Genomic DNA, 15,409 nt, shown 5'->3' with positions numbered 1-15,409 from the left:
TATGCGAAATTGCGGGCAGTTGTGGAATTGGGGTTTGGGGCACTGTGATGGTTTCGGGCAAGGTCATCCGGTTCGACGAGGTACGCGGCTACGGATTCGTCGTTCCCGACCACGGCGGAGAAGACGTCTTCGTGCACGTCAACGACCTCGAATTCGACAAGGGACTGATGGCTCCCGGCGTCAAGGTCGAATTCGTGGTGGACGAGGGCGACCGAGGACCCAAGGCGTCCAACGTACGGTTCCTGGAAGGTGCCCCCGGCCGCTCCGGCGGCCTGCACCGCTCCCAGAGCGCGCTTTCCGACGGGCCTTTCGAGGACGGCGTCCTCTGCGACACGCTCTCCGCACAGGAGTTTCTCGACGAGGTGACCGAACTCCTCGTGACGGGCGTTCCGAGCATGACCGGCGAGCAGATCCTCCAGGCCCGCCAGCGCCTCCTCAAGCAGGCCCAGTCGCACGAGTGGGTCGACGCATAAAACCGCCGCTTCCGCGGCCGGCCGGGTACGCGGCACATTCCGCTCCGGGAATACCGGCCGGATGATGCCCGCGGACCCGCTGTCCGCGTAAAAACGCGATGGAATAAGGCAATCGCTGTTTCCCCCCGGCGTGCGGTGGCCGCGCGTCCTTAAGAGGCGACCCGCAGCACGAGCTTCCCCCGAGTACGGCCCTCTTCGCCCCGCCGGTGCGCCTCACCGGCCTCGGCCAGCGGCAGCACGTCCTCGACCTCGACCGACACTGCCCCCTCCTCGATGAGGTCACCGATACGGGTGAGCGCCGCGCCGTCCGGCTCCACCAGGAAGCCGCTCGCCCGCAGCCCCTGGGCGCGGGCCTTCTCCATGAGGCCGGGCGAGGCGCCGGAGGGGACGGCGATGAGCGTGCCGCCGCGCCGCAGCGTCCGCAGGGAACGCGTGCTGGTCTCCTCGTGCTCGTCGCCCACCAGATCGATGACGACATCGACGTCCCGTACCGCCTCCTCGAACCGCTCCTTGGTGTAGTCGACCAGCTCGTCCGCGCCGAGCGAGCGCAGCCAGTCGTGCTTCGCCGTCCGGGCCGTACCGATGACCTGCGCGCCCAGATGCTTGGCGAACTGCACCGCGAAGTGCCCGACACCGCCCGCCGCCGCGTGGATCAGCACCCGCTGCCCCGCCTCGACGCGCGCCGCGTCCACCAGGGACTGCCAGGCCGTGAGCGCGGCCAGCGGCACGGCGGTCGCGCGGTCGTGGTCGAGCGTCGTGGGCTTGCGGGCGAACTGCCGCGACGGCGCGGTCACGTACTCGCCGTACGCGCCGGCCTGCCGCGGGAACCACGGCATCCCGTACACCTCGTCGCCCACCCCGACCGTGTGCACACCGAAGCCGACCTCCTCCACGACACCGCTGACGTCCCAGCCCACACGGAACGGCGGATCCCCGAGGACCTGCGCCATGCCGCCGCCCTGCCGGGTCTTCCAGTCGACCGGGTTCACCCCGGCGGAGTGCACCCGGACGAGCACCTCGGTGGGCAGCGGCGCGGGCCGGGCCACCTGGGTGAGGTACAGCACCTCGGGGCCGCCGAACGAGTCCTGGGTGATCGTGCGCATGGTCGGTTCGTTGCTCATGCCGTTTCTCCTGAGGGGCGCGGGGCGCGCGTACGGCCCGGTCATCGATCATCCACGTACGGAGAACCGATGTATCCGCCGACGGGCGCCGTAACACCTCCGGGGCGGCGGACTCCGCCGCTCGGCGGCGCTCCGGCACGCGAACCAGGGCACGAAGAACTGGGTCACCGGGCCGACCGCGAACGCGTACAGCACGGTCCCGGCCCCCACGCTCCCGCCGAGCCCCCACCCCACGGCCAGCACGACGACCTCGATCAGCGTACGGACGGCCCGGAGGGAGCGCCCGGTCGTGGCGGCCGCTCCGGTCATCAAGCCGTCCCGGGGGCCGGGACCGAAACGCGCGCCCACGTAGACGGCGACGGCCAGACCGTTGAAGAGGACACCGCCCGTGAGCAGCCCGACCCGCGCGGGCAGCCCGAAGTGCTGGGGCAGGAGCCGAAGGCCGAGGTCGGACGAGCACGCCAGCACGACGACATTGGCGAAGGTGCCGAACGTCGGCCGCTGCCGGAGCGGAACCCACAGCAACAGCACGAGGACGCCCACGACGGCACTGATCATGCCGAAGCTCAGCGGCGTGCGGCGGGCCAGCCCGTCGTACAGCACGCTCCAGGGATTGACGCCCAGCGAAGCCCGCACCATGAGCGAAAGGCTGAACCCGTAGAGGGCGAGGCCGATGAACAGCTGGGGCAGGCGCCACAGGGGGCGCTCGGTGAGGGGGAGGCAGGTGAGCGGCGGCAGCCGGGAGGGAGGCTCCGGCGGGCCGGTCCGCGATGCGGCGGGCAGGGGCGCCCGGTTTCCGACGGCTGCTCCCTTCTCGTAACCGCGCCGTTCCGCGCACTCGTACAGGACCTCTTCCGGGTGTCCCTGCCGCATGGGCGACCGCCTCCACTTCGTCCGTTGCTCGCCGGGGCGCTGGTACGCCTGCGAGGCCATTGGGGCGACTCTGTACAGTGATTGGCCTGGAGAACATGGCCAATTCGCGGGGAGTGGTACGGCGCGAGCGGGCCGACACCAGAGGGACGGCGTGGCCAGGGACGGCCGGGGGAGTGGCATGGCGCATACGAAACGGACCCGGCCCGCGCACCGGGCCGGGCGCACGGACCGAACCCTGGGAAGCCGGCAGCTGGCCGCGCTGCTGCCCGATCCGGCGGAGGCCCGCCCCGCCTACCGTCACCTGGCCCAGGCGATCAGCGCACTGATCCTGGACGGACGCATCGCCCTGCACGTCAGGCTCCCCGCCGAACGGGAGCTGGCCACGGCCCTGAACACCAGCCGCGCCACCGTCACCGCCGTCTACGACCTGCTGCGCGAGAGCGGTTACGCGCACAGCCGCCAAGGTTCCGGCACCTGGACCGCCCTCCCCGAAGGCCGGGCACCCCGGGGCGTCGCGCGGCTCCTCGGCCCGCACGACACCGCGATCGACCTGGCCAGGGCCGCACCCAACCTCTCCCGGCAGACGCTCACCGACGCCCTCGCCCGCGTCTCCCCGCAACTGGCCGAACACGTCGACACCCCCGGCTACCACCCCTACGGCCTGCCGGAACTGCGCGCCGCCATCGCCGAACGCTTCACCCGGCGAGGCCTGGCCACCGTGCCCGAACAGATCCTGGTGACCTCCGGGGCGCAGCACGCGCTCACCCTCGTCCTCGGGCTGCTGGCACGGCCCGGCGACCGGATCATGGTCGAGAACCCGTCCTACCCGAACGCCCTGGAGGCCATCCGGCGCGCCCGGCTGCGCACCGTGCCGGTCCCCGTGACCGACACCGGCTGGGACACCGGGACCATCGAGGCGGCCCTGCGCCACGCGGCGCCCCGACTGGCCTACCTGATCCCCGACTTCCACAACCCCACCGGCTGCCTGATGCCCGAGTCGCAGCGCGCCCGCACCCTGCGCGCCGCGCAGCGCTCCGGCACCTGGCTGGTCATCGACGAGACCCTGACCGAACTCGCCCTCGACGTACCCGCCCCGCCGCCCTTCGCCTGCCACGCCGCGCCGGGCGGCACCGGCCAGGTCATCGTCACCGGCTCGATGAGCAAGACCCACTGGGCGGGCCTGCGCATCGGCTGGTTGCGCGCCCCGGCCCGGCTCGTCACCGAACTCGCCGGTCAGCGGGTCGCCACCGACATGGGCGGCTCGGTCCTGGACCAGCTCCTGGCCCTCGACCTGCTGGACCGCTCCGAGGAACTGCTGCCCCAGCGCCTGGAACAGTCGCGTCGTCAGCGTGCCGCCCTGACCTCCGCGTTGGCCGAACACCTCCCGCAATGGACCTGGCATCTGCCGCCCGGCGGTCTGTCCCTCTGGGTGGACCTGGGCGAGCCTGTCGCCGCCGCGCTGGCGGAGCGGGCGCTCGACTACGGGGTACGGATCGAAGGGGGCGCCTACTTCGCCACCGACCCGGGCATCTTCGAGCAGCGCCTCCGCATCCCCTACACGACCCCGCCCGAGACCCTCCGCGAAGCCGTGCACCGCATGGCCGCCACCCTCGCCGACGGCCTGACCTCCTCGTCCACGGGCCGCCGCCCGCACTGGATCGCCTGAACAGCGGTGCTGGTGCGGCCCCTTGCGCGCCGTATCGACTTTTTACTTGCCCGGCAGGAAAGTCTGCGCTAACTTTCCTGGTGGGAAAGTCGGCGGTGCGGGGTTGGCTGCCGGGGGATTCCGATTCGGCACGTCAACGTCTTGGGGAGGCGATGGATATGAGCGCACCGGTCGACGCCGAACGCGCTTGGGCGGATCTGCAACGGATCCGTGTACCGCAGGAGCGGGTCTACGACGAACTGGAGCGCTGCTCAGGGAACGGGTGGCGGTCGTACCTGCCGATCGCCGTCGCCATGTGGGTCTACGTGGCGGTCAGCGGACTCGACCTGCCCGGGTGGGCCGTCTGGGCGGTGCTCGCGGCATATGTGGCCGCGCTGGGAGCCATGGGCGTACGGGCCGCCCGCAAGTCCCGCATGCGACTGCACCGATCGCGCTACACCTGGCGTACGACCGCCGTCTTCTTCGCGAGCGCCATAGCGGGCGGAGGCAGCATCCTGGTCACCGGATGGCTCGTCGAGTGGGCCGACCTGGCCTACGGCAGCCTCGTGCAGGCCACCGTATGCGCCGGCCTCTTCCTGCTCGTCACGGCGCCCGCCAACCGGTGGGCCTTCGCCCCCGTACGCAGCTACGACGGGAGCGGCCGGTGAGCACCCCCTCCGGATTCGACGAACTGATCCACCCGTCCACGCGGCTCTCGGTGGTCGCCCTGCTCGCCGCCACCGAATGGGCCGACTTTCCCTTCATCCGGGACAGCCTCTCGCTCAGTGACTCGGCGCTCTCCAAGCAGCTTCACACGCTGGAGGAAGCCGAGTATCTGGAAATCCAGAAGGAGGGCGGCGGGCGCAAGCGCCGCACGAAGGTCCGGCTCACCGACCGGGGCAGGAGTGCGTTCGAGGGGCACGTGGCGGCCCTGCGCGCGATCGTCGAAGGCGCCACCAAGAGCCCGCCCCCGGGCAGCACGTCGGCGTCCGGGTCCGAGAAGCTCTCGGACCGCGCGAAATCCGGAGCGGGTGGGCGTAGCGGTGCCGTGGGGACGGAATCCGCTCCGACGCGTACGGAGGCCCGCCGGTGACCGCGACCGAAGCCGTCGTAAGGGTCCGCGACCTGCGGATGTCCTACGGCTCCAGAGACGTGCTCCAGGGCGTCGACCTGGACATCCACCGCGGCGAGATCTTCGCCCTGCTCGGCCCGAACGGTGCGGGGAAGACCACCACCGTCGAAATCCTCGAAGGGTTCCGCCGGCGCTCGTCCGGCGAGGTCCGCGTCCTCGGCACGGACCCGTTGCGCGGCGACGACGCGTGGCGCGGACGGCTCGGCCTCGTCCTGCAGTCCTGGCGCGACCACGCCAGATGGCGGGTCGGCGAACTCCTGGGCCACTTCGCCGCGTACTACCCCGACCCGCGCGACCCCGTCGCGCTGCTCGAACTCGTCGGCCTGACCGGCCAGGCGGACCAGCAGGTGAGCCGGCTCTCCGGCGGCCAGCGCCGCCGCCTCGACGTCGCCCTCGGCATCGTCGGCCGCCCCGAACTCCTCTTCCTCGACGAGCCCACCACCGGCTTCGACCCGGAGGCGCGCCACGACTTCCACGTCCTGGTCGAGAAACTGGCCCGCGACGAAGGCGTCACGGTCCTGCTCACCACCCACGACCTGATCGAGGCCGAGCGCCTCGCCGACCGTATCGCCGTGCTGGTCGACGGCCGAATACGGGTCTGCGGCAGCCCGGCCGAACTGGCCCGCCAGGCCGCGGCGCGCGCGGAGGTGCGCTGGACGGCCGAGGACGGGACACCGCGCCGGGAACGTACCGACGACCCCTCCCAGCTGGTGTGGGAACTGCACCGCGAAGCCGGGGGACCGATAGCCGACCTGGAGGTGCGCCGCCCGACGCTGGAGGACACCTACCTGCACATGGTCAACGCCGAGAACCGACACGCACACCCGGCGCACGCACACCCGGCACACGCACGCAACCGAGAGGACGAGGCCGCATGAGGGGGACGGGACCGCAGCGATATCTGCGGGCGGGGGTCCGGCGCGGGGGCATCGAACTGCGCCAGCTCCTGCGCACGAAAAAGGAGCTGAGCGGTCATCTCGTCAACATCGGCGTGGCGATCGTGCTCGCCATGACGATCAGCAGCTCCGTGCCCGGCACGGAGCTGCCCATGGGCCATCTGATGATGGCCGGATTCGCCGCCTATCTGCTCTTCCAGCTCGGCGTGCTGAACATCCCGCAGATGCTCGTCACCGAGCGCGAAGAGGGCGTACTCCTGCGGCTCCGCGCCACACCGGGCGGCATACCGGCGTACCTGGTGGCGAAGGCGCTGCTGATCCTCGGCCTGGCCGTCGGCACCCTCGTGCTGCTGCTCACGGCCGGCGCGCTGCTGGCCGACGGCCCGCTGCCGGCCACCCCCGCCCAGTGGCTCACCCTGGTCTGGGTCACCGGCCTGGGACTGCTCGCGGTCGTACCGCTCGGCGCGGCCATAGGCGCCGTCCTGCCTAACCCCCGCGAAGCGCTCGCCCTGATCATGCTGCCCGCCATGGCGCTGCTCGTGACCTCGGGAACGATGTTCCCCATCAGCCGCCTGCCCCACCTCGTGCAGCAGATAGCGTCCCTGTTCCCCCTCAAGTGGATGGCACAGGGCCTGCGATCAGCGCTCCTCCCCGACAGCGCACTGGCCGCGGAGCCGACGGGTTCCTGGGAACTCCCCATGGTCGCCCTGGTACTCACCCTATGGACCATCGTCGGCTTCCTCCTGGCCGTACCCCTCCTTCGCAGAACGACCCGCCGGGAATCCGGCTCCCGCCTGGCGGGCCGTCAGCACAAGGCAGCGATGGCAGGAGCGGGCGCGCCGGGCCGGTAGAGGGGGAGGGGCGGCGGGGTGCGGAGCGCCCGGCACGCCTGGGGTCCGGCTCAGCGGCGCGGCGTCCAGTCCAGCGCTTCCCGCCACCGGGCCGGTCGGCAGCCCAGGCCGCCAGTACGGACGCCACGGTCTCGTGGCCCCGGTGGTCGAACGGACCGGGGACATGCGCCTGGAAGTGCTGGGCGGGCCCGCCGTCACGGTATTCCACCTGATAGCTCATGTCGTCGTTCAGATGGACCTGCATGTAGTACTGACCCGGCTGCCCGCGGTCGAGCCGGTCCACGATCACGAACCGGTGCCGCAGGTTCATCTCGCTGAGCAGATCGAACAGCTTCTCTTCGGAGGGGGCGTCGACGGTCGTTCCGTCCCACGTCTCCGCGCGTATCACCGGCGTCACCATGCCCACGACCCTAACGGCCCCTCGCCGGCCCGCCCCAGCCGCCCGCCACCGCCGTCCGCCCCCGTCTCAAGTCCGTCACCAGCCACGACACCCGCCGGGATGATTGCGTATGCCCCTCGTGTTGAGGAAGGGTCAGGTCGGTCGCGGGTGGCCCGGTGGGCCGGGGCCGCGACGGTACGACACCGAAGCACCATGGACGACGACGATGGGACGGATGCCATGCCACTTGAGGGCGAGTACGAGCCGAGCCCGGAGAAGTGGGTACGCGACCAGGTCGAGCTGTACGAGAGCAGCGGCGGCACCAAGGGAACGACGATGCGCGGCCTGCCCGTCATCATCCTGACGACCCGGGGCGCCAAGTCGGGCAGGATCCGCAAGACGCCGCTGATGCGGGTGGAACACGAGGGCACCTACGCCGTGGTCGCCTCCCTGGGCGGCGCCCCCAAGCACCCCGTCTGGTACCACAACGTCGTGGCGGACCCCCGCGTGGAACTCCAGGACGGCCCGGTCCGCATGGACCTGGTGGCCCGTGAGGTGACGGGCGAGGAGAAGGCCCTGTGGTGGGGGCGTGCGGTCGAGGCGTTCCCCGACTACGCCGACTACCAGAAGAAGACCGACCGCGAGATCCCGGTCTTCGTCCTGGAGACTCCGGAGACGAGCCACAGCTGACGCCGGACGTCCAAGCCATCACAGACACCAGAACGGCCCCCTGCCCGCGTGCTGCCGGGCAAGGGGCCGCGCTGTCTGCGTTCCGTCATCCGCCACGGAGCGCCGGGGCCGTGGCACAGACTTCGTGCGTGGCAGCGACCGCCGTCGCGATGCCTCGATGACAGGCATCGACGTGTGTGCGAGAAGGGGAGGGGTGACGGCCGGCTGCTGCCACGGGGCCGTCGGCGGGCCCGGACGCGCCCCCGCGCCGTAGCACGGACGCGGGGCGCAGCCGTCGGGCGTACCGACGCGAGCAGGACCGGGCTCAGTGCCAGACGGCCTTGAAGTAGCGGCCGTAGTCGAACTCGCCGGCGGCCTTGCTGTGGGCGTATTCGGCGCCGGTGGCGGTGACACCCGAGGGGCCGCCGACGTTGTAGTGGCGGTATCCGCCGAGCGTGTTCTGCGACGCGTAGGCGCCGGAGCCGTACGCGCCGCCCGCGGCACCGCCGCCGTGCGAGTCTGCGGCAGCGGGCCCGGCGGCCAGGAATCCGGCCGCCGTGACACCGGCGAGGGTGATCGCGACGTTACGAAGCATGTGACTCTCCTGAAGATGATGTAGGTGGACCTGACGAGATGACCTTGACCCAGCCCTCGCCGGTCCGCACGCCGGGGCGGGCGAACGGGGTGACGCCGCGCTCCGCCACCCGCTTCGGGACACGCCCCCGACGTCACCACCGGACATCACCGCCGGGACGAGCGCGGCCGAAGCGGCGCCTCATGAGGGGCGATGTGCCGCCCCGCGTCCAAGTGACCGCACCCCGGCCCCGCCCCACGCCCTATGGTGTACGCCATGCCCGCCCCAGAACTGATCCGCATCGTCTCGCGTTCCTCGCCCATGGCACTCGCTCAGGTGGAGCGCGTACGGGCCGAACTGACCGCCCGGTACCCGGCGACCCGTACCGAGGTGGTGCCCGTCACCACCTCCGGTGACCGCTGGATGGGTGATCTGTCCAAGCTGGGCGGCAAGGTGGCGTTCACCAAGGAGGTGGACGCCGCGCTGCTGGCCGGGGAGGCGGACCTCGCGGTGCACTGCGTCAAGGATGTGCCGGCCGACCGGCCGCTGCCCGCCGGAACGACCTTCGCCGCGTTCCTCAAGCGCGACGACATCCGCGACGCGCTCATTCACCCCGGCGGTCTCACCCTCGACCGGCTGCCCGCCGGTACGCGCATCGGCACCTCCTCCGTACGCCGGATCGCGCAGCTCGCCGCGTCCTACCCGCACCTCACCTGCGTACCGATGCGCGGCAACGCCAACCGCCGCCTGGAGAAGCTCCACGCCGGGGACGCCGACGCCCTGCTGCTCGCCGTGTCCGGGCTGGAGCGCATCGGCCGACGCGAGGTCATCACCGAGGTCCTGTCGGCCGAGACGTTGTGCCCGCCCATCGGCGCCGGAATTCTGGCGCTGCAATGCCGTGAGGACGACACCGGCACCATTGACGCGGTCAGCGCGCTCGGTGACCGGGATGCCTTCCGGGAGGCGACGGCCGAGCGGATGTTCCTCCACGTCCTCCAGGGGCACTGCAATTCGCCGATCGCCGGCTACGCGAAGACCGAGCGCAACGGGGAACTGTCGCTGCGGGCCTGTGTCTTCACCCCGGACGGCAAGACCGTGCTCAACGCCCACGAGTGGGCCGGGCCGCTCGACCCGGCGACCCTGGGCACGTCCGTCGCGGTCGCCCTGCTGCGCCAGGGGGCGCGCGACCTGATCGACTCCATCGCGCACTGACGTAAGGATTGACATACCGGCGGCAGCCCGGCCCGTAACTCCAATGGGTCTGCTTTTGCCGGATCGGGTCATGTATGGGACCGGCCGATCCTACGGTGCCGTTGTAACGCACACGGCAGGGGAGGATCGCAATGACCCAGTCCATCGACCTGGAAGAACTGGCCTTTGTGGCGGCCGTCATGGAACGGGCGCACCGGCTGCTCGTAGCCGAGGAGAAAAAGCTCCCGCCCCGGACGGCGGACGGGGACGAAGGCCCCGGCAGCCCCCATCAGACACTTCTCGGCGCCGGGGAGCTGACGCGCGGTGCGGACGACGCGGTGCGGCGGATCGCCCTGGCGATCGGATACGCCTGCGCCGGTCTGCACGCGCACGCGCTGCGGGCGACGAAAAGCGCGCATATCTCGCCGCGCAGTGTGCCGGGCGGCACCGACCGCATGGCCAGGCCCCTCACTTCCGGCACCATCGAGGCGCTGAAACTGGTGCGCCAGGTTTCCGACTTCTTCGGAGAGGGGCTGCGGGAAAACATCGACAAGGCGCTCGCGGCCCGTACGGCGACTTGGCCGCCCGCGGACTGGACGCATTACGAGGAGCAGCGCGCGAAATCCGCCGCCACGGCAGTTTCCGCCACGCATACGGCGGCGACTTCCGCGGCGGCCACCCCTCCCGCCGTTTCCGGCTGCCGAGCGGTGTCCGGCTCATCCGTCGCCGATCAGTGACGGTGCCCGCCGTTCCGGCATCCCGCTGCTCCCCGTACCGCACCGGCCGCAACCCACGCACACCTCCTGGTGACCGACCGGCCCGCCCGACTCGCGCACATGGGCGCTGATCGCGAACGCGCAGCTGCCCGGATGGCACCGCGGCCCGATCGCCCCTACCCGTACGCCGACGGCCGCAGCCGCCCCGTCAGCGCGAGGAAGGCGACGAACGCGCCGGTGGCTATCCAGCCGGGCCAGCCGGTCATCCCCATGTGCAGCGGGTCCACCGGGGCGTTCGGCGCGGCGAACTCCTTGACCATGCTCACGCTCGCCGTGCTGACGAAGGCGTGGCCGACGACCGCCGGCACCACCGACCCGGAGCGCAGGCGCAGCCAGGTGAAGACCGGCAGGATGAGGACGCAGCTGACGACTATCGCGAACACGGACACATACCAGTGGCGGCCGGGGTACTGCCCGCCCATCAGGAGCGTGGGCAGGTGCCACAGCGCGAAGGCGGCGCCGGTGCCCACGTACGCCCACACCAGGCGCGAGCCTTTGCCGCGCCCGGCGAGACGCGGGAAGAGATAGCCCTGCCAGCCCAGTTCCTCGCCGAGGAACAGCGGCAGCGACACCACCATCTTGAGCAGCAGGCCGATCGCCCAGGCGCCGAGCCCGCTCCAGGGGACGTGGAAGGGGTAGTGCCCCGTCGTGGCCCCGATGACGAGCGCGGCGACGGTCAGGAGGGCGGGGACCACGAGGGCCGGCAGGCAGGAGCGCGCGACGTGGGCCCACGACCGTGACGGCCGCAGGGCGAGGACGTCCCGTATCCGGCCGGCGGGCTCCACGTACTTGACCACGAGGAGAGCGGCGAGGGCGGGCGCGAACATCGCGGCCGAGACGCAGACCTGCTCCAGTGTTCCCATGCCCGACCGGGCGCTCTCCCGCTGGAAGCCGGTGGCCAGGAGAGGCGTCATGGCCACCCACATGCCCAGGTAGGCCACACCGAGGAACACCAGCGGCCCGCGGCGGCGGGGTGACAGGGGCGGCGGTGTCAGGGTCCGCAGGGATTGGGTCATGGCTATGACGCTAGAGACCCACGAGGGCCCGGGGAATGCGGTATTCCACCGTTTCGACCTGAAGACTTCTGCACCCCGATTCGGCACTCAACAGCCGTAACCTCCCGGCCGACGGCAGGAGAAGAGCCCGCGCGCCACCGCCCCGGCAACAACAGGGGCCTGCCCGTGGCCGGATGCCACGGGCAGGCCCCTCTGCCGTTCGCTACTTCGCGAAGCCGTAGTCCAGCAACTTCTTCGCGTCGGCGGTGCGGTTGGCCACCGAGGAGGAGGCCAGGACCGTACCGATGACCGTCTTGCCGTTCCGGGTGGCGGCGAAGACCAGGCAGTACTTGGCCTCCGGACCCGAACCGGTCTTCACGCCGATGGTGCCGGCGTAGCTGCCCAGCAGGTTGTTGGTGTTGGTCCACGACATGTAGCGGTAGCCGCCGCTCTTCGTGGTGACCTTCTGCTTGGTCGACTTGGTCCCCACGACGGTGCGGAACGTGGCGTTCTTCATCGCGTTGGAGGCCAGCTTCGTCAGGTCGCGCGGCGTCGAGTAGTTCGCGCCGTTGCCGATGCCGTCGAACGAGTCGAAGTGGGTGTTGTTCAGGCCGAGGTTCTTGGCCGTGGTGTTCATCTGGCCGATGAACGACTGCACCCGCGCCGCCCGCGTGGACCCGCTGCCGAACTTGTCGGCGAGCGCGTACGCCGCGTCGCAGCCGGACGGGAGCATCAGCCCGTACAGCAGCTGGCGGACGGTGACCTTGTCCCCGACGATCAGACCGGCCGACGAGGCGGTCTTGGAGACGATGTAGTCGCTGTACGCCTTGTCGACCGTGACCTGGGTGTCCAGGTTGAGGTTGCGCTGCGACAGCACCACCTGCGCGGTCATGATCTTGGTGGTGGACCCCATGGAACGGCGGGAGTCCGCCGCCTTGGTGAACGCGGCCGCGCCGGTGGCGTTGTTCATCACGAACCCGCCCGCCGCGGTGATCGTGGGCGCCTGGGGCGTGCCGGCCGTCGCCCGGGCCTGCTCGGCGGCCTTGGTCGCCGCGGCCCGCAAGGTGGCGGCCCCGGGTGTCGCGGCCTGTGCCGGAGCGGCGAACGTCCCGGCCATCAGCACCGCACCCGCGGCGGTGACGGCCGTCGCGGACAGACGACGTACGCCCTTAATGCCAGTTTTCAATGCAAATTCTCCAATTGTACCTGTAGTACGGCCACATGAGGAAGTGGCTCGCTCATGAGACGCGGGAAACAGGCCGAAGGATGCGTGCCACACGGGAAAAATTGGCCGGTGTTGTACTGATGCGCCACCGGTGAAGAGGCGGGACGCGCCTCCGGCTTCGCCGCCGCGCCCCTGGTCACAGGCCCGGTACGGGCAACGTCCGCCGCCTCGGACAGCCCGTACGGCAGGACCCGCCACCCCCGCCGCATCGCTGCTCCGTACGATTTCCGCGGACGGTTGCTCGATTTCTGTTATCCGCCCGGTCGCCGCAGCATCTCCTGGGTGTGGGACGCAAGAGGCCCTAGTCGAAAGAGAGTGGACACAGCGTGAGCAGCGAACTCGACCCTGCGGTGATCGCCGCCGCCCAGGCCGGGGACGGTCAGGCCAGGGACCGGCTCGTCACCGAGTCCATGCCCCTGGTGTACAACATCGTGGGGCGCGCGCTGCACGGCCACGCGGACGTGGACGACGTGGCGCAGGAGACGATGCTCCGGGCCCTCGCCGGCCTCGGGGAACTGCGCGATCCGGGCAGTTTCCGGTCCTGGCTGGTGGCCATCACGATGAACCAGATACGCGCGCACTGGCGTCAGGACCAGGCCGCACCCGTGGACGGCGGCCTGGACACCGCTTACGACGTCGCCGACCCCCGCGCCGACTTCGTCGGGCTGACCATCGTCCGTCTCGGCCTGTCCGGGCAGCGCCGGGAGGTCGCCGAAGCCACCCGCTGGCTGGACGAGGCCGACCGGGCCCTGCTGTCGCTGTGGTGGCTGGAGGCGGCCGGTGAACTGACCCGTGCCGAGGTCGCCACGGCCATGGAGCTTTCGCCCCAGCACACGGCCGTACGGGTCCAGCGCATGAAGACCCAGCTCGAAGCCTCCCGCGTGGTGGTGCGCGCGCTGTCCGCGAACCCGCGGTGCGTGCTGCTGGAGACCGTCGTCGAGCAGTGGGACGGCGTGCCCTCCGCGCTGTGGCGTAAGCGCATCGCGCGGCACGCCCGCGAGTGCACGGTCTGCTCCTCCTTCTCCTCAGGACTGGTGCCCGCGGACAAGCTGCTCGTCGGTCTGGCGCTGGTGCCGCTGGCCGCCACGCTCGCGCCGGACACCCTGGAGTCCCCGGTCCTCGCGGGCGCCACCACCCAGCAGCCCGCCATGACCCCGGCGCCAGACGGGTCGGCGGCTCCCTCGGTGGGCGGCCCCACCGCCGCCGGGGGACGGGCCCAACTCCGTGACGCGCTGCGCGAGAGCCGCCGCGTCCGCCGCCGACGCGCCGTCACCGCGGCCGCCGTGGCCGCCGCCGCTCTCGCCACCGTGGGCGGCGTCCTCCCGCTGATCACTTCCGGACCGGACGAGGAACCCGGTGCCACCCGCGCCGCCACGGAGCCCGAGTCGGCGCCGCTGGCCGGGCAGCCGCCGCGCAGCCCCTCCGCGAGCCCTTCGCCCTCCGGGAAGAGCCACAGTCCGACGCCCACTCCGTCCGCTTCGGCCTCCCATTCCAAGGAGCCGCACACGCCCAGGAAGAAACGGACCCCCACGGAATCGGCCACCCCGGCTCCGCGCCCGTCGTCCGCCGCACCCGCCCCGGCCGCCGGTTCCTCGAGCGGCCAGTCGCCGTTCGCGCAGCAGGTCACCGCTCTGGTCAACACCGAACGCGCCAAGCAGGGCTGCGCGCCAGTACGCGGCAACAGTCAGCTCGACACCGCGGCAGGGCGCCATTCGCAGGACATGGACGCGCGCAATTACTTCGACCACACCAGTCCGGACGGAACGGACCCGGGCGACCGGATCAAGGCCGCCGGATACCAGTGGAGTACTTACGGGGAAAACATCGCCCGGGGACAGCGGTCCGCCGCCGAGGTGATGAACAGCTGGATGAACAGCCCCGGCCACCGGGCGAACATTCTCAACTGCGCTTTCAAGGAAATCGGCATAGGCACCCACGAAGGGTCCGGCGGACCGACCTGGACGCAGGTGTTCGGCGCACGCGGCCAGTAGGGCAGAGGGCCGGGTAATGCGCGGGGCGGACCTGCCGGCCCGCGCAACGGCCGGTTGCCCGGGCCCGCTTCCGTAACCGGTCCCCGCAGCAGCCGTCTTCCCTCGCGCGCTCTCACACTTGTCTCAGGGAATTCCTTCCGAACAAACCTCGCGAGATTGTCCGGATCTGCCGCCTGTACCCGGGCTGAGCAGGCCGGACAAGTGCTGGACAAGTCCTGGACAATGGCCCTCTTCCCGGGCCCGGCCGACCGCCTCAGCATCATCACCAGACGGCGACTTCGAGCCAGGTGCGCACGGTAGGCAAACCGCACCCGCGCCGAACGGAGTCGCCGGGCACCCACGGCCGACCGGCGACGACCGGCCGTGGCGGCGCGGCGGCGGGCCATCGGCTTGGGGACGGGCCGCCGGTTTCCGGCCCGCCGCGCCGAGCAGTGCCGAAGCGGGGGGACCGGGCCCGACGCGGACGCGCCGTACCGCGCGATTCCTTTTCTCCGCTGCTCCGCAATCCGCAGACGCAAGGCGAAACACCGTCCGCCGCCGTCGGCCCTATCCGAAACGAGGGGGCAGGCCGTAAGCCGTCCGGCATTCCGGAACAAGGGCAGCCAACGGCGAACGCGA

The 15,409-nt window shown here is 71.2% G+C and carries 15 protein-coding genes; 10 read left to right on the top strand and 5 right to left on the bottom strand.

Annotation, left to right across the window (positions count from 1 at the left end; translation table 11 throughout):
• The first annotated feature begins 47 nt into the window (after nt 1–47).
• A complete protein-coding gene (locus CP984_RS00895; protein WP_003980261.1) occupies nt 48–473 on the top strand; it encodes a cold-shock protein in 426 nt (141 codons plus the stop codon).
• A 149-nt stretch (nt 474–622) separates the two neighbouring features.
• Here CP984_RS00895 and CP984_RS00890 read toward each other — a convergent pair whose 3' ends face one another.
• Both CP984_RS00890 and yczE read right to left on the bottom strand, forming a co-directional pair.
• Nucleotides 623–1,594 (bottom strand): NADP-dependent oxidoreductase, encoded by a 972-nt coding sequence (locus tag CP984_RS00890; RefSeq protein WP_003980262.1) that lies wholly within the window; start codon nt 1,592–1,594, stop codon nt 623–625.
• A gap of 48 nt (nt 1,595–1,642) precedes the next feature.
• Nucleotides 1,643–2,467: a membrane protein YczE gene (yczE, locus tag CP984_RS00885; protein ID WP_003980263.1), complete on the bottom strand. Its 825-nt coding sequence runs from the start codon at nt 2,465–2,467 to the stop codon at nt 1,643–1,645.
• 178 nt (nt 2,468–2,645) lie between these two features.
• Between yczE and yczR the strand changes: the two genes are divergently transcribed.
• The 6 genes from yczR (at nt 2,646) to CP984_RS00850 (ending at nt 8,060) form a co-directional block, all read left to right on the top strand.
• Nucleotides 2,646–4,133, top strand: coding sequence for a MocR-like transcription factor YczR (gene yczR / locus CP984_RS00880; RefSeq protein ID WP_003980264.1), 1,488 nt, complete (start codon nt 2,646–2,648; stop codon nt 4,131–4,133).
• A 158-nt stretch (nt 4,134–4,291) separates the two neighbouring features.
• Entirely contained in the window at nt 4,292–4,780 is a 489-nt protein-coding gene (locus CP984_RS00875) for a hypothetical protein (RefSeq protein ID WP_003980265.1), read from the top strand.
• Complete coding sequence (locus CP984_RS00870) at nt 4,777–5,205, top strand: transcriptional regulator (RefSeq protein ID WP_003980266.1); 429 nt, start codon at nt 4,777–4,779, stop codon at nt 5,203–5,205. The genes CP984_RS00875 and CP984_RS00870 overlap by 4 nt, the downstream gene beginning before the upstream one ends.
• 38 nt (nt 5,206–5,243) lie before the next feature.
• A complete protein-coding gene (locus tag CP984_RS00865) occupies nt 5,244–6,122 on the top strand; it encodes an ABC transporter ATP-binding protein (RefSeq protein ID WP_078575769.1) in 879 nt (292 codons plus the stop codon).
• Entirely contained in the window at nt 6,119–6,991 is an 873-nt protein-coding gene (locus CP984_RS00860; protein ID WP_003980268.1) for an ABC transporter permease, read from the top strand. Before CP984_RS00865 ends, CP984_RS00860 begins: the two co-directional genes overlap by 4 nt.
• Nucleotides 6,992–7,610: 619 nt before the next feature.
• Nucleotides 7,611–8,060, top strand: coding sequence for a nitroreductase family deazaflavin-dependent oxidoreductase (locus CP984_RS00850; protein ID WP_003980269.1), 450 nt, complete (start codon nt 7,611–7,613; stop codon nt 8,058–8,060).
• A 304-nt stretch (nt 8,061–8,364) separates the two neighbouring features.
• On the opposite strand, the gene CP984_RS00845 is transcribed toward CP984_RS00850, so the two are convergent.
• Nucleotides 8,365–8,634 (bottom strand): hypothetical protein, encoded by a 270-nt coding sequence (locus CP984_RS00845; RefSeq protein ID WP_003980270.1) that lies wholly within the window; start codon nt 8,632–8,634, stop codon nt 8,365–8,367.
• Between the two features lie 255 nt (nt 8,635–8,889).
• Here CP984_RS00845 and hemC point away from each other — a divergent pair, with 255 nt between their 5' ends.
• Both hemC and CP984_RS00835 read left to right on the top strand, forming a co-directional pair.
• Nucleotides 8,890–9,825 carry a hydroxymethylbilane synthase gene (gene hemC, locus CP984_RS00840; protein ID WP_003980271.1) on the top strand — a complete coding sequence of 312 codons (936 nt, stop codon included), beginning with the start codon at nt 8,890–8,892 and terminating at the stop codon, nt 9,823–9,825.
• Nucleotides 9,826–9,956: 131 nt separating this feature from the next.
• On the top strand, nt 9,957–10,541 hold the full coding sequence (locus CP984_RS00835; RefSeq protein WP_003980272.1) for a hypothetical protein: 585 nt from the start codon (nt 9,957–9,959) through the stop codon (nt 10,539–10,541).
• A gap of 155 nt (nt 10,542–10,696) precedes the next feature.
• Here the strand turns inward: CP984_RS00835 and CP984_RS00830 are convergent, their stop codons facing one another.
• The gene (locus CP984_RS00830; RefSeq protein WP_063604354.1) at nt 10,697–11,596 is read right to left on the bottom strand and encodes a CPBP family intramembrane glutamic endopeptidase; all 900 of its coding nucleotides are present in this window, start codon (nt 11,594–11,596) and stop codon (nt 10,697–10,699) included.
• Nucleotides 11,597–11,798: 202 nt separating this feature from the next.
• A complete protein-coding gene (locus CP984_RS00825) occupies nt 11,799–12,761 on the bottom strand; it encodes a D-alanyl-D-alanine carboxypeptidase family protein (RefSeq protein ID WP_030190356.1) in 963 nt (320 codons plus the stop codon).
• Nucleotides 12,762–13,126: 365 nt separating this feature from the next.
• Between CP984_RS00825 and CP984_RS00820 the strand changes: the two genes are divergently transcribed.
• Nucleotides 13,127–14,791, top strand: a complete 1,665-nt coding sequence (locus tag CP984_RS00820) for a sigma-70 family RNA polymerase sigma factor (RefSeq protein ID WP_003980275.1) — start codon at nt 13,127–13,129, stop codon at nt 14,789–14,791.
• Nucleotides 14,792–15,409 lie beyond the last annotated feature (618 nt).

It is taken from the genome of Streptomyces rimosus (assembly GCF_008704655.1).
Classification (GTDB): Bacteria; Actinomycetota; Actinomycetes; order Streptomycetales; family Streptomycetaceae; genus Streptomyces; species Streptomyces rimosus.
This window is presented reverse-complemented; position numbering and strand designations above follow the sequence as displayed.

What these genes read in the sequence shown, in the direction of transcription:
- CP984_RS00895 (WP_003980261.1), top strand. Translation starts at nt 48, where the DNA reads ATGGTTTCGGGCAAGGTCATCCGGTTCGACGAGGTACGCGGCTACGGA.
- CP984_RS00890 (WP_003980262.1), bottom strand. Translation starts at nt 1,594, where the DNA reads ATGAGCAACGAACCGACCATGCGCACGATCACCCAGGACTCGTTCGGC.
- yczE (WP_003980263.1), bottom strand. Translation starts at nt 2,467, where the DNA reads ATGCGGCAGGGACACCCGGAAGAGGTCCTGTACGAGTGCGCGGAACGG.
- yczR (WP_003980264.1), top strand. Translation starts at nt 2,646, where the DNA reads ATGGCGCATACGAAACGGACCCGGCCCGCGCACCGGGCCGGGCGCACG.
- CP984_RS00875 (WP_003980265.1), top strand. Translation starts at nt 4,292, where the DNA reads ATGAGCGCACCGGTCGACGCCGAACGCGCTTGGGCGGATCTGCAACGG.
- CP984_RS00865 (WP_078575769.1), top strand. Translation starts at nt 5,244, where the DNA reads ATGTCCTACGGCTCCAGAGACGTGCTCCAGGGCGTCGACCTGGACATC.
- CP984_RS00860 (WP_003980268.1), top strand. Translation starts at nt 6,119, where the DNA reads ATGAGGGGGACGGGACCGCAGCGATATCTGCGGGCGGGGGTCCGGCGC.
- CP984_RS00850 (WP_003980269.1), top strand. Translation starts at nt 7,611, where the DNA reads ATGCCACTTGAGGGCGAGTACGAGCCGAGCCCGGAGAAGTGGGTACGC.
- CP984_RS00845 (WP_003980270.1), bottom strand. Translation starts at nt 8,634, where the DNA reads ATGCTTCGTAACGTCGCGATCACCCTCGCCGGTGTCACGGCGGCCGGA.
- hemC (WP_003980271.1), top strand. Translation starts at nt 8,890, where the DNA reads ATGCCCGCCCCAGAACTGATCCGCATCGTCTCGCGTTCCTCGCCCATG.
- CP984_RS00835 (WP_003980272.1), top strand. Translation starts at nt 9,957, where the DNA reads ATGACCCAGTCCATCGACCTGGAAGAACTGGCCTTTGTGGCGGCCGTC.
- CP984_RS00830 (WP_063604354.1), bottom strand. Translation starts at nt 11,596, where the DNA reads ATGACCCAATCCCTGCGGACCCTGACACCGCCGCCCCTGTCACCCCGC.